Consider the following 14,413-nt stretch of genomic DNA (forward strand, 5'->3'; position numbering starts at 1 on the left):
GTCTATGGAGGGCTAATTTTTTCTAAAACAAAGTCAATTACCTTATCAGAGGTAATTCCATTTGCTTCTGCTTCAAATGTCAAGATTATCCTATGACGTAAAACTTCGTGTGCAACTGCTTTGATATCTTCAGGAATTATGAAACCTCGGCCATTAAGCATAGCATTTGCTTTTGCGGTTCTCATTAACCAAATTGATGCTCTAGGAGATGCTCCAAATTCTATCATGTTTTCTAAATCTAGATCATAGTCTTTTGGTTTTCGTGTTGCATTTACAATTTCTGCAATGTATTCTGTAATTACTTTGTCAGCATAAATTTTCTCATTGAATTTTTGAATTTCTAAAATTTCTTCAGGACTAATAACAGTTTTTATTTTGTCATCTTGTTGTGATGAGTTTTTTTCAATGATTTCAATCTCTTCTTGTTTTGAAGGATAATCAATTAAAATTTTCAAGGCAAATCTGTCAACTTGTGCTTCAGGAAGTTTGTATGTTCCTTCATTTTCAATTGGATTTTGGGTTGCAAGGACTAGGAATGGTTTTTTTAATTCAAAAGTGTCTCCGTGAATACTGACATTTCTTTCTTGCATTGCTTCAAGTAATGCTGATTGTACTTTGGGTGGTGCACGATTAATTTCATCAGCAAGTACAAAATTATGAAATATTGGACCTTTTTGTGTTACAAATGATCCTGAAGCATTCTTGTAAATTTTTGTTCCCAAAATATCTGCAGGAAGCAAGTCCGGTGTAAATTGAATTCTAACATGTTCAACATTGAAAATTTGTGCCATTGTCTTTACCATCAATGTCTTTGCTAAACCTGGAACACTTTCAAGAAGTACATGTCCATCAGAAATTATTGAAATGAGAATTTTTTGTAAAGCGTCTTGTTGACCAATTACAACTTTGTGTGATTCATCAAAAACTCCATTAAGTTTTTCAGCATATTTCTGAGCTTGTTCACTTAACTTTTTGATATCTTCATTTGATACCGAATAGTTCACGTGGTTTTCTCTAAGTGCCATGTCTTAGAATGCTGTTTTTGGGATAAATATCAGACTGGTTCATTCGAAAGATGTACCAGAATGTCATAAGTATCAGTAAGTGTAAACTGTGGCTGTCTCAATGACCTCTACACAATGGTCATCTGAGTATGTGAATCCATTTTTATCAGTGACTTTTGGCATTGTACAATCATCATATTGAACATAAATTGTATCTCCATTTGAAACACGTAATGATTTTCCTACAGTTTCCTCAGTATTCATAGTGAAACTAAAGGGATGTTTAAACTTGTAATTCTGTCCTGTTTGAATTTCAACTCCAGCTCTATCAGAATCTGAATATACCTTAAAGTTCAAATCAAATTCTTTTTCAGCTACTTTGTACATGTCTCTATCATAGAATGTAAATTCTACTGTATCATCTACATGATATTGTTCTTGTGAAAGGTTTAGTTTACCTACATTCCAATTAAAGTTGATACTTTTTGAAACAACCTTTACAGGATCTTCCTGATATTTCCAAGTAAGTGTAACTGCACCTGATCTTCCTGCTTCAATTTTTGCATACTCATCAATTGGAGAGTTTGAACATTTTGTTTTACCAAACTTTGTATCTACAACACCATCACCATTAACATCATGATCATGTCCACTTAATTTCACACGACCAACAAATAGTCCTGTATCTGCTCCTGTTTCAACAAATCCATCACATATTCCAAGTTCTTGATAAGGATGGTTATCTGAACGTGAACTTAATGTTAGTTTGTTAGCTTCAGTATTCCCAATGTATTCGACTTTATCAGAATCTTCATTCCATCCTGGTGCATATATCAAGAAATTTACTTTTCCAAACCATCCATAGCCATCATAGGTTTGGGTTTGGAAACATTTCTGGAGAGTTTTTGCATTTTTTTCAAATCCACATGCAAAAATTTGTGGGGCTCCATCTGTTCTTTTCTTGGCAGTAAATCCTTTTTCATCAGTAAGAAATGTTGTTCCAGCATCTAATTTCATTGAGAATTTTACGTCCTGATCAGAATGATTAATGTCAGACAGAATGAAGGAAATTACACCTGAATCCTGAAAATTAAATTTTTTAGAAAATAGGCTTGAATCAAACTCTTTTGTGAGAGTATTGACAGATTTACCGTTTTGAGCGAGTTCCAGGTTAAAGGAATTGTTACTAAGTAGAGTGTCAGTTTGGGCATCTTTTACTTGAAAGTCAAAGAAATAATCAGTGTCAGGTTTGATTTCACCAGAGGGGGACCACTTCATTTCAATTTTGTATTGACCATTTGCAGTGTATTTTGATAGAATACCGTCTTCCATAGAGGCATATGATGATTCTAAAGTTGGGGAATATGCAAAAAACAATACAAAAACAGCTGTTAGCGATAATAAAGAATATTTTCTAAAGCTGTTTTTGGATTGATTTTCTAGGGGAATCAATACATGTGGTACAACTGCCAAACATATGAGATGTGATTATGTTTTTTACATAACAAACAGATGTTTTATTGTAATCGTAAATCACTGTAAAGTATATAGATCAAATGACAATAATTTCTCGTTGAACCAAATTCTCAATTATATTCAAGAATTGTTCGTCAGTAATTTTTTCTTCATACCACCAACTTGCAGGAGTTTGTACCCAGATAGGGATTTTCCATTGAGATTCAGAAACTACTTCTCGTGATGGTACAGATATAATTTGTTTTTCAAAAAGAAAATCAATTCCTTCTAAAAATTCTGAAGAAGAAATTTGTTCAGTTGCCCACCAATCTGCATTTTGTTTTACCCATACAGGTATAGTAGGTAATTCTGGAGGTAGTCCTTTATCAAAGCCTGAAATTTTCAACACACCTTGAGACTGTGGTCCAACTGTAAATGCAACATGCCAAAATCCCATCTCATCAATACTTTGAATAAATTCTATAGGTTCATCGTTGATTGTAACGGAAAATTTTTCATTTCCGGAAATTGGAGCAAATTCAAAATTTGCATATGTTTCTAATGGATAACTATTGTAGCCTCGCATAGTCATAGTAGTTCCTTGTTCATCAAACTTTGCAGCTGAATACCACGCCCCTGAATCATATCTAAAATCAAAATCACCGCCATTTTTCTTTGCAGTAACAGGAATTACAGTAGTATCAACTGGTGCAAAGCAACTATAGTAAAAGACATCATCAGTTATGGAAGGATCAGGATACATTGTAAAATCCAATATTTCCCCAGGTTCAATTTTTTCTATATATTCTACATTTTGAGTAATATCTAGAACATTTTCATAACCATGAACAACTGCAAAAATTTTTGGAAAGTATACTGTTTCATTTCCAGTATTTTGTATTCTTCCTGAAATATGGCCATCATCATGTTTGATTAGAGTTTTATCATAAATTATTTGGATTGGAATTTCATGTGCAATTGTTTTCTCATATATCAATTCAGGATTAACTAGAATTGGAGTATTTGATGTTACTTCAGGGAATTTTATCTTAAATGGTATCTCTGTTCCAGCAGCTAGCGGAACATGTTTAATTGTTTTTGAAATTGTTTTTGAATTCTCAATTACAGGAACGGTAATTGTTGGAATCACTGCAAAATCATTTTCATTCTTTACATTTCCAACTACAGTATAGATTCCATTAGAATCAAAATATCCTAGATACTCATGTAGTGGAACAAAGACATCAGCAAAAGCCAGATTAGGAATGAATAGAATTATTGAAAATAATCCCAGTAAGAGAAGAATTTTTGGATGAAACACTCTAGAAAGAGTTGATGATGTCTTCGAATCCAGAAGTTGGTTTTTCAAGTAGGCTTGGTCTATAGTCTTCAACTAGTTTATCTATCAAGTCTCTGACTTTAATATGATATCTTTTTTTGAGTTGAACAAATTTTGTTTCTACTAATCCATCATCAACTAATTGAGATAGGTATAATGAAACAGTAGATGGTGATTTGTTTACTTCTTTAACTAATTGAGAAAATTCTAAACCATCTTCTTTGACTAGTGCAAGTAACAGATCACGTGGGGTTTGTTTTCTTAATGCTTTGATTACTATTGATTCATCTTCAGTAATTTGTGGAGGATAGAATCTAACTTGTCTTGGACCACGATATGCTTTGATGATTCCGTTTCTTTCTAATTTATCTAGATAATGACTTAGAACTCCATTTTTTAATCCAGAAGAACGCATGATTTCACGGAATTGAATTCCTGGATTTTTTTCAATAATTTCTTGAATTTGTGAATCTCTATCAGTCATTTCTAAACACTCCTAGCGCTAATAGTCCCAATGTGATAAACGTCAATAAATGTCCTACCTCTGAAATCGACATCATGTCAAAATCAAACACGTTTGGCCAAGTAGCATCAATCAGTAGGACAACTTCTGCTCCAATAAAATTTGCAAATGCAATAGCACTAAGCAAAAGTCGTTTTGTTCGTAATTTGTGATATGCAAAGATTGCAAGTACAGTAATGAATACTGCCAAAGAAATTCCTCCAACATGCAAAATGATGTGTGCTAAATGATAGCCATGTAGCAAGTGTGGGATGATAATTGGGATAGCAAGAATTGCAACTACTCCAGTAACAACAATAGAAAATAATGTAGACTTTCTTTCAACTATTTTTTCAGGCCTAAACAAAGTAGTGTAATTTTCTTAATTATTCATTTAAACCGACTGGTTCAATTCTCGAAGTGGTACCGATCAAACACGAATGATTCCTTTCTGAATCAAAAATTCTAATCCCTGGACGAATGTTTGATCGTCTATTTGTCCTGCAGCCCACCAAGCAGCATTATTTCTAATCCATGACGGAATTTCTTGAGATTCTGAAGTTTCTTGTTGGGTTGAAGGAATTACAATAATTTGGTTCTTAATTAGATATTCAATTCCTTGGACGAATGTGTTATCATCAATTTGTTCTTCAGACCACCATAATGCATTATTTCTAATCCAATCAGGAATTGTAATTTCTTTTTGAGATGAAACTCTATCAATAACAATTGGAATTGTTGTTCTTGCAAGATCATTGTTATCTAAATTATTAAAATTCAAATTTACAATTCCTGAAACATCTTGTGGGATCATAAACTCTGCCACATTATGTTCTTCTCTTGAATCAGTACTAATTCCACTTTGCTGATAAATTATTTTATTATTTTGTGTAATTGATAATTCATAATTTGTTGAGACAGGTTTGTTTTTTAAGAAAACATCAGTTACATCAAAATTTATTTTTGCATCTGAATTAGATTTGAGATTCTCTGGTTCCCAGGATACAAGAATTCTAAATTGTCCATTATCAGTAACTGAACTCAAATGTGGGTAATCTCTATCAGGTTTTATTACAAAATTCATCCCATTTTCATTTGCTCCATTTTCCAAAACATTGAGTAATTCCTTTTGGTAAATTATGAAATGAACAGTACGTCCATCAGTGAAGAAATCATCAATTGTTGATACATCTTCAGAGAGTTGAACACCGTTAATGAACATGGTAAATCCAGACACAAGTAAATCACCAAAGGTTTTTGGAATAACTAGTTCTTCATGAACAACTGATGTTTGATTGATGTTAGTATGACTCCATTCAAATGGCATAGAATATCTGATTTCTTTTGAATCAGGGTCATATTCAAAATTAGAAATTTTATCATAGTAAGTAATTACATGGATATTCTGGTCTCCAAAATTTGGATCAACAAAATCATGTATAGATGTCTGAGCAATAGAAATTCCTGCATTGAATATCAATGGTTCTTCAAGTGTTTTGGAATATCCATCAGCAGTGAGTATGCTAATATCAAATTTGTATAATCCACCTTCACTGAGTTTGGGACCCTTTACGTGAATCAGCCTACTATCCAATCCTAATAAAGAACCAAAGACATTGCTTTCACTTTCTTCCTCTATAATGATAGAATCGGTTTCTTCTGAAACAAAATTAAAGACTAGAAAACCGTTATCTGCTTTGAATTCTTGTTCAAAAAGAAATTGGCTTCCTTTCTCAGCTTTTATGTGAAAAGTAACATCACGTAAAGTAATTTTAGAATCAAAGTCAATCATAGAAATAGAAATTTGTTGATCATCATTTGTTTCAGGATCACTTTGTGATGAAGAAACTTCTATGGTTACTTGTTTCCCATCAAATTCTACAGGGGGAAAAGTTTCACTTCCAACACCGTGACCAAAGGCACTATCAAAAGCAAATACAAACAACAATGGTAGTAAAAGTAACAGGAATAGGTTTTTCAAATTATGTCCACTTGTTTGGATCTTTTTTACGGATTTCTTTTCCATCAATTGTAACAGAGTCTTTTTCTTCAAAGATAGTATGCCATTTACCATTACTTGGAAAGATTTTGTTCATCTCTTCAACTTTTTCATTAGTTGGAGGTTTGTTCATCAAAGCTCCCCATCTCATGTTAGGAACTTTTGGCATGATATCATTGATGTCTTTCATTACACTATCACTTTACTGAATTTATTTAAAAACCTATGATTGAACTTTCATGATTCCTTCTTTAATCAAGAATTGAATTCCTTGAATGAAAGAATCATCATCAATTGCACCTTCTGCCCACCAACCTGCATTGTTCTTTATCCATGCTGGAATTTCATTGGAACCGACACCTTCACCTTGAGAAGTTGGTGGTATTTTTAGAATGTCTTCTTTAACCAAATACTGAATTCCTTGTACAAATGAACCATCATCAATTTGTCCATCAGCCCACCACTCTGCATTGTTTTTAATCCATGCTGGAATTGCTGCAGGTGGTTGTGTTTCTGGGGCAGGAGTAGATGTTCCCATACTAGGTCCTAGTTCAATTATTCCTGAACCAATTCCTGCATAAGTCTCATCATATGCTAATCCAGTACCTAATGCTCTAATATCAATTCTATAGACTCCTTGAGATGGAACAAAGATTTTCTTTACATCGATTCCTTCTGTTGCAATAATTCCCGGCATGTCTGGATTATCACCTAAGAATGTCTCTAGGACTTCATCGTTTTCATCAATAAAGGATACAACATATCTCATATCTCGAATAAGTTCTCTGCTTTCATCAAAGAAAGTAATTTCAAAAGGAATTTCATCGCCTGCACCATAACTTCCATCCCATGAAATGTTAACAGTTGTTGGAACAGGTTCATAGTTTGTGGTATCTACAAGATAGAATTCAGTTGATTGTTTTTCTACAGCTTCAAGTGGTACAAGTTTGAGATCCATTTTTGGATTATCATAATTTGATTCACCTAATGTTTCGTTAATTTTCTGTAATTCTTGATTAGTGATTAGAAAATGAACAATGTTAGTGTCATCATAGGAATATGGATCATTTAGTAATGCTCTTTGATCAATTTCTACACCATTGACATAACCTTTGAATTGTTTACCCTCTGCATATGGTGCAAAAGTTTTTGGAACTCTAACTTCTTCATGGACTACCTGAACTAAATCAACATAATCTGGACTCCAATCAAATGGCATATCAAATGAAATTGAATTATCTGATTGATCAAATTTGAAGTTATCAACTTCGTCATAGTATGTTTTAACAACAACTGGAATTTCTGCATTAGCAGTTTGTATCATAAAGTCTTGATCTTGTGCAATACTGACAAAAGTTTCATAGCTTAACAAATTTGCCAAAACAGATTTTGGACTAGTTGCAGCTTCAATATCTACACGAATTTGATATAATCCACCCTCTAAGAATATCGGGCCTGTAATTCCAGGTCTTGCACACATGTCCAAGTTTTCATCATTACATTCTGCACCATGAACAAATAGAGCGCCAGGAGCACTAACATGCTCTGAACCATAATAAACAGTACATTGATGTAGATTTTCTTCATCACAATCAGCTCTTGGTGTTAGTTTAACATCTAATCGTCCATCCAAATCATAAAACAAGTTTCTAGCCAAAAGTTCGCCACTATGCCAGACTTCAACTCTATAGGTTACTTTGTCAAGATTAGTATCAGTCAAAGTATCAAAGAAACGAACTTGCATGTTTGCATCATCAATCTCACCTACAGTAATATCAGATGGACTTAGTTGTGTACTAACAGTAACTTCCATATCACCAAATGATATTGGAGGAGCTTGATCTCCACCTAGACCATGTCCAAATACATCAGGGATTAATGCAGGTATCGTGAAAATTCCGATAATTGTAATGAATAAAGCAAACTTCTGGTACAATGATGAAATTATGTTAATTCCATATTTAAAGATGGCACAGTATTTCTATGCGTGAGAATTTTTTTTAAGAATTGGGGTACGATTTTTATTTATCATTTTTCCAAAGTATAACATGAAGATTCTTTTCGCATTATTTCTCATTCCACTTTTAATGGTTCCAGCATTTGCTGAAACTCAAACATTACCTACAGACAAGAGTACTTTGGATGTAAAATTAACATATGATGCAATTAAACCCGGTGTTGAAACTAAGATTAACATAGATTTTATCAATCCACAAACTCAAAAAGTTCAAGAACATATTGACTACACAGTAGCTGTTTCAAAAGACGGTGAAACTGTATTTGGTCCAATTCCACTTACACATACTTCTCTTGGCTCTGTGAAAATTCCAATAGAGTTTAACCTTGGTGAAGGGGTGTATTCAATGGACTTTGAGGTTGAAGGAATATTGTTCCAACCAATTCCAAGAGAAACAGTATCTTTTGATATTCAAGTAGGCGAAGCAAATGCACAACCAATCACACCACCAAAGGATGAAAAACCAGATGGAGAAAATGGAGGTTGTCTTATTGCAACAGCAGCATTTGGCTCAGAACTTGCACCACAAGTACAACAACTAAGAGAACTTAGAGACAATACGGTTCTCAAAACAAATTCAGGAATTGCATTTATGACAACTTTTAATCAATTCTATTATTCATTCTCACCTGCAGTTGCAGACTTTGAAAGAGAGCAACCATTTTTCAAAGAAGTTATGAAAGTAACACTTACTCCAATGCTATCATCATTATCATTGCTAAATCATGCAGATATTGATTCAGAGCAAGAGATGTTAGGATATGGAATCTCTATAGTACTACTAAATCTTGGAATGTATGTTGGAATTCCTGTAGTTGGAATTCTAAAATTGTACCAATTGAGAAAAAACTAAGATTCTATATCTGAAAATTCCAGTGAGGTTTTTATGTATCCGACCGAGTAAACTGGTTAATGAAGACTATAGCAATTTGCTCTTTCTTCGTACTATTTGCTATGGTAGCTGGATTAGTTGCAACAACACCAGCTGCATATGCAGATCATTCAGAAGTCACAATCTTACCAGCAGATGGTTCTGGTGCACCAGGTTGTGAAGAAACCGCAGATGGATGTTACATTCCAACTACTGCAACAGTTGATGTTGGCGGTGTTGTAATAATGTCAAACACTGACACTGCAGCACACACATACACATCAGGAACCCCTGACGGTGGACCTGATGGTATCTTTGATACCAGCTTGTTAATGGCAGGAAGCTCATTTGAGTGGAGTCCAGATACTGTAGGTGAATATCCTTACTTCTGTATGGTTCATCCTTGGATGCAAGGTACAATCATAGTACAAGAAGTCGGAGCAGCTGAAGACGATCATGGTGACGATCATGGTGACGAAATGATGATGATGCCAGAAAGTGATGCAACCGCAACAGGTATGTTATCAGATGGTACAATGGTTTCAATTTGGGCTTCAGCACCAACTGCAGGTGAAGCAATGGAAATTTCCATTGAATTCGCAGATGCAGAACATGTTAACCATGACATAATGGTTACACAAAATGGTGACGAAGTACTAAACGATGAAGGCGCACATCATCATGAAGGTACAGGTATGCACACAACAGCACCACTAAGTTCTTCTGACCCAGTAGACATTACTATTACCTTCCAAGGTTATGGTATTGACGAAAAGACAGGACCAATTGGTGAAGAAGTAGTATTTACAAATGTTGTTCCAGAATTTGGTACAATTGCAATGATGATACTAGCTGTTGCAATCATAAGCATCGTAGCAGTCACTGCAAAATCTAGAGTAGTTCCAAGATTTTAGGAATCCTCTTTTCTATTTTCTTTTTACTAAAGCAATTATCGCTAAGATTATTGCAGCTCCTGCAATCGACAATCCAAATATTGCAAAGTCATATGCTGCTCCACCATCAGACGTTACTTCAGTCTCACCGGACTTTAATTTAGAAACATCTTGTTGTAAAGATGAAATTGCGTTCTTTAGGGCAGCAACATCTGCAGCACCTTCACTACTAGAAGGTGGGAAATCCAATACTGCAGTAGGCTCTACATCTTCAATTGGAATTTTTACATCAACTGGAACTCCACGAATTTCGCCTTTGAGTTCTACCATGTAGGTTCCAGTCTTAGTTGGAATAATTGGTGAAAAATAGTATCCAGGTCTAGGGTCAGAATTTATATCAATTTTCTTTGTTGCACCACCAAACATTACAGTGGTATCAACACCCTTGAATGCACTTGTTATTCCTGAATACGTGCCTTCATTTTCTCCACGTTCTATAATTTTGAAAATAATATCATTTCTAATTCCTACAACTGGAGGTTCAATTCCCCATCCTGCTTCAATTTCATATTGTTCAACATGAACAGTTGTATGTGCAAATGATGGAGCAATCATTCCAATAGAGAACAACAAACCAATAATACCAAAAACTACGATTTTCATTACTATCATTTCTTAATTACACGTTATTATCTTTACGTGAATTGGTACAAAACTCGAATTCGTGAAAACTGTTTAAATTATCAATGTTGCCCTGAAGAGTAAATGCAAAAATTTCTAATTGTTTTATTGATGATATCATTTATTTCAATTCCATTTGCATCAGCCCACCCATATACTGAAGAGACTATTCCAAGTCTAACATCTAATACTCCAGCTGGAACAACTGAAGTAATTGTGATTTTTTCTGAAGCAATTGACATTAACTTTAGTGAACTCAAGGTATTTGATACAAATGGAAATCAGATAGACAACAAGGATACAGCTTACTACGAGGGAGAGTTATCTCTTATTGTTACAACACCGCCATTAGAGGATGGGGTTTACACTGTTTCAACTAAAGTTCTCTCTAAAGTAGATGGACACCTTGTTCCAGGTGCATTCTTGTTTGCAGTTGGTGATGTTGTAATTGATCCTTCGCTACTTGGTGTAGAGCAACCATCTGAACTCATATTTCTACCAGAAGCTGGTGCAAGGTTTCCAGGACTAGTAGGTCAGACAATTGTTTTAGGTGCAGTAGTTGCATCTCTCATAATTTGGGGCACACAAAATAAACAATCCATAAGAGAAGAATTAGAAAAAATTCAATCTATCCATCATGGAAAATTCATGTCAGTTACAGGGATTGGACTTGTTCTGGTTTTCATTTCAGATATTTTGATGATTGCAGTTCAAACAATCAGATTAGAAGCATCACCAATTGATGCAATACAAACTGATTTTGGAAATATTTGGTTAATCAGAATGATAGTAACAATACTTCTATTAGGAATTTGGTTTGGAATGGACAGGAAGAAAGTCCTATCAAAGAGCAGTCAAATTGCAATGTTGGCAGTATCACTAGTACTAATCTCTACAACAAGTATGATTGGACATGGTGCAGCAAGTGGACAAATAGTTCCACTAGTATTAGATTACATACATAATTTGGTTGCAGCAGTGTGGATTGGTGGAATTTTCTATTTTGTGTTTACACTACTTCCAACATTTTCACAATTAAAAGAATCAAGTAGAGAAAAGATGAGTCTGGTACTCATACCTCGATTCTCAATTGCATTTATCATTGCAGTTGGAGTTGTCATCATCACAGGACCAACGTTGATGTGGTTCTTAGAAAGCGATGTAGGAATGATTACTGAATCAGTTTATGGTCAATTAATCATACTCAAAATAGCAATTGCAGCAGTCATGATAGGATTGGGAGGATTTTTCCAATTCAAAATACAGAAAAATGCTGAAGAGAATTTTTCATCAGGAAAAATTTCAGTACACAAAAAACTAAAGAGAACACTCAAAGTTGATGCAGCATTAGGAATCATACTTTTGGGAGTTGTGGCATTGCTTGCTAACGGAACATTGCCTGCAGGAGAAATCCAAAAAGTTGATGCACAAGAGATCGTTTATGGGTTCAAAACTATAGAATTTACAGAGAATACAAAATTTGATGTTGATATTTCACCATTTTCAAGTGGTTCAAACACAATTCTAGTCAAGGTTAGTGACTTTGAAGGAAATCCACTCTATGATTCAGACCAGCTTAAAGTCAAAGTATCAAATCCATCAAAGAATATTTCACCAATAGAAGTTCCAATGGAGATAATCAAACAAGAAGAAAATAGACCAGTAGAATTCCAAGGAGAAATAACATTTGGATTTTCAGGAGAATGGTTAGTTGAAGTTGAAGCACAAAGAACTGAAAATGCAAATGAATCAAAGATTTTGAATTTGCTAGTAAAGCCAAAACTAACAGACATTCAAACACAAATTATTGAATATGAATTACCTGAAGAATCAAAACCACTCTTTCCATTGTATGATGGTCGAGACACACTTTGGGTAAGTGATGCATTAGCTCCACGTTTATGGGAGTTTTCACTTGAAACTCAAGAGTTTACATCACATTCATTTGATGGAATAGGTTCAACATTTCTAACTCAAGATAGGGACGGTAAGATTTGGTTTGTTGACACTCCTAGAAACCAGATTGGGTTCTTGGATCCTCAAACAAAAGAAATTACAACAAAAACACTTCCAAATTTTGATCCTGTTATTTCAGATAACACTCCTCTTTTCATAAAGGCAGACTTTGATGGAAACGTTTGGGTTACAATTCTCAATAAAGACAGAATTGTAAAATACATACCAGAAAGTGATGAATTTGAAGAAATTATTCTACCAGGAAAAGAGAACCTGCCATTTGCTTTAGAACTTGATGTGGATGGAAATGTGTGGTTTACAGCAACTGGTTCAGGAAATATAGGATACATTGATCCAAAAAATAATCAAATTACACAATTTTCAAGTGATCCACCATTACAAGGACCTGAGGCATTACTCTTTGATGATGAGGGAAATGTGTGGATAGCAGAGCATACAGGCTTGGCAATTACCAAATTTAATCCAGTTTTAGATACATTTGAGAGAATCACTGTACCCAATAATGAAGCATTACCATATGGCATGACATTTGATAGATATGGAAATGTGTGGTTTGCACAGCATACGATAGACTATATCGGTGCATATGATCCTGACAATAATAATTTGATTGAGATTCCAGTTCCATCAGAAACATCATTTGTGCAATTCATGACATCAGATGGAAACAACAATGTATGGTTTGCTGAATGGCAAACAGGAAAAATTGGAACAATAAAGATGACAGAGGTTCCAGTTATTGCATCACAAGTTCAATCATCAGGAGGATTTGAATTAAAGTATACAGAACTTGCGTCGCCATTAATTGCATTAGGAATTATTGCAACTTCTTTGTTCTATGTGAAGAGCATTAAAGACAAAAGAAGACTAAACGATTTGATTAATTCTTAGAAAGTAAACCGCTAGCTTTTATTCCCATTGTTCCTGCAAGTAAACCAATTGAAATCAAGACAATTGTTCCAGCAGGGGTAATATCAAAAATATAAGAGACCAAAATTCCTGTTACAACTGAAAAAATTGAAAAGCTCATGGAAATGATTGCAGTCTGTTTGAAACCTTTTCCATACATAATTGCTGAAACATTTGGAATTACAAACAATGCTGAAATTAACAAGACGCCAACAAGTTGTATAGAAGTAACAACTGTAATTCCTGCCAAAAATACTATGAGATAATTTATTTTCTCTACAGGAATTCCACTAACTTTAGCTTGCTCCTCATTAAATGTAGAATAAAGAATTTGCCTATACAACACCAATATCACAATTAGAATTGCACCAGTAAGACCAAGTATCATAACAGTGTCATCAACACTAACTAGAAGGATACTGCCAAAGAGAAAACTAAAGATGTCAATGGTAAATCCTCCTGACAATCCAATGATTACGAGCCCAACTGCTATGCCTGAGGACAGTAGTACTGCAATTGATGCATCACCAGAGATGTTGAATCTGTCTTTGATTCTTGTAATGATTAATGCACTAACTATTGAAACCACATAAGCAGTCCATAATGGATAAACCCCTGCCAAAAGACCTAACGCAATTCCACCAAATGATGAATGTGCTATTGCATCACCAAACAATGAATATCGTCTGAGAACCAAAAACAATCCTACAACTGAACAAAGAATGGCAATAGCAATTCCAGAGATTAATGCTCTGTGCATGAAACT

Annotated in this window: 13 protein-coding genes; 3 read left to right on the top strand and 10 right to left on the bottom strand. The window is 34.4% G+C overall.

Going from position 1 to position 14,413, the window contains the following annotated elements; all coding sequences use genetic code 11:
- Positions 1-2: 2 nt before the first annotated feature.
- The 8 genes from ACQY2P_RS07035 to ACQY2P_RS07070 form a co-directional block, all read right to left on the bottom strand.
- Positions 3-1,025: an AAA family ATPase gene (locus tag ACQY2P_RS07035; RefSeq protein WP_428325950.1), complete on the bottom strand. Its 1,023-nt coding sequence runs from the start codon at positions 1,023-1,025 to the stop codon at positions 3-5.
- 72 nt (positions 1,026-1,097) lie between these two features.
- Positions 1,098-2,477, bottom strand: a complete 1,380-nt coding sequence (locus ACQY2P_RS07040; RefSeq protein WP_428325951.1) for a hypothetical protein — start codon at positions 2,475-2,477, stop codon at positions 1,098-1,100.
- A gap of 79 nt (positions 2,478-2,556) precedes the next feature.
- The gene (locus ACQY2P_RS07045) at positions 2,557-3,828 is read right to left on the bottom strand and encodes a peptidase (protein ID WP_428325952.1); all 1,272 of its coding nucleotides are present in this window, start codon (positions 3,826-3,828) and stop codon (positions 2,557-2,559) included.
- Entirely contained in the window at positions 3,782-4,282 is a 501-nt protein-coding gene (locus ACQY2P_RS07050; protein ID WP_428325953.1) for a winged helix-turn-helix transcriptional regulator, read from the bottom strand. Before ACQY2P_RS07050 ends, ACQY2P_RS07045 begins: the two co-directional genes overlap by 47 nt.
- Positions 4,275-4,667, bottom strand: a complete 393-nt coding sequence (locus ACQY2P_RS07055) for a hypothetical protein (RefSeq protein ID WP_428325954.1) — start codon at positions 4,665-4,667, stop codon at positions 4,275-4,277. The genes ACQY2P_RS07050 and ACQY2P_RS07055 overlap by 8 nt, the downstream gene beginning before the upstream one ends.
- Before the next feature lie 63 nt (positions 4,668-4,730).
- Positions 4,731-6,326, bottom strand: a complete 1,596-nt coding sequence (locus tag ACQY2P_RS07060; RefSeq protein ID WP_428325955.1) for a peptidase — start codon at positions 6,324-6,326, stop codon at positions 4,731-4,733.
- Positions 6,283-6,489 (bottom strand): hypothetical protein, encoded by a 207-nt coding sequence (locus ACQY2P_RS07065; protein WP_048071562.1) that lies wholly within the window; start codon positions 6,487-6,489, stop codon positions 6,283-6,285. The genes ACQY2P_RS07060 and ACQY2P_RS07065 overlap by 44 nt, the downstream gene beginning before the upstream one ends.
- Positions 6,490-6,522: 33 nt before the next feature.
- Positions 6,523-8,235: a peptidase gene (locus ACQY2P_RS07070; RefSeq protein WP_428325956.1), complete on the bottom strand. Its 1,713-nt coding sequence runs from the start codon at positions 8,233-8,235 to the stop codon at positions 6,523-6,525.
- 112 nt (positions 8,236-8,347) lie between these two features.
- On the opposite strand from ACQY2P_RS07070, the gene ACQY2P_RS07075 reads away from it, so the two are divergent.
- Complete coding sequence (locus ACQY2P_RS07075) at positions 8,348-9,169, top strand: CFI-box-CTERM domain-containing protein (RefSeq protein WP_428325957.1); 822 nt, start codon at positions 8,348-8,350, stop codon at positions 9,167-9,169.
- A gap of 59 nt (positions 9,170-9,228) precedes the next feature.
- A complete protein-coding gene (locus ACQY2P_RS07080) occupies positions 9,229-10,101 on the top strand; it encodes a PEFG-CTERM sorting domain-containing protein (protein WP_428325958.1) in 873 nt (290 codons plus the stop codon).
- A 12-nt stretch (positions 10,102-10,113) separates the two neighbouring features.
- Here the strand turns inward: ACQY2P_RS07080 and ACQY2P_RS07085 are convergent, their stop codons facing one another.
- Positions 10,114-10,743 carry a hypothetical protein gene (locus ACQY2P_RS07085; protein ID WP_428325959.1) on the bottom strand — a complete coding sequence of 210 codons (630 nt, stop codon included), beginning with the start codon at positions 10,741-10,743 and terminating at the stop codon, positions 10,114-10,116.
- A 102-nt stretch (positions 10,744-10,845) separates the two neighbouring features.
- Between ACQY2P_RS07085 and ACQY2P_RS07090 the strand changes: the two genes are divergently transcribed.
- The gene (locus ACQY2P_RS07090; RefSeq protein ID WP_428325960.1) at positions 10,846-13,629 is read left to right on the top strand and encodes a virginiamycin B lyase family protein; all 2,784 of its coding nucleotides are present in this window, start codon (positions 10,846-10,848) and stop codon (positions 13,627-13,629) included.
- On the opposite strand, the gene ACQY2P_RS07095 is transcribed toward ACQY2P_RS07090, so the two are convergent.
- On the bottom strand, positions 13,619-14,407 hold the full coding sequence (locus ACQY2P_RS07095; protein WP_428327279.1) for a metal ABC transporter permease: 789 nt from the start codon (positions 14,405-14,407) through the stop codon (positions 13,619-13,621). The two genes, ACQY2P_RS07090 and ACQY2P_RS07095, sit on opposite strands and share 11 nt — an antisense overlap.
- Positions 14,408-14,413: the final 6 nt, after the last annotated feature.

Source organism: Candidatus Nitrosopumilus sp. (assembly GCF_965262695.1).
Classification (GTDB): Archaea; Thermoproteota; Nitrososphaeria; order Nitrososphaerales; family Nitrosopumilaceae; genus Nitrosopumilus.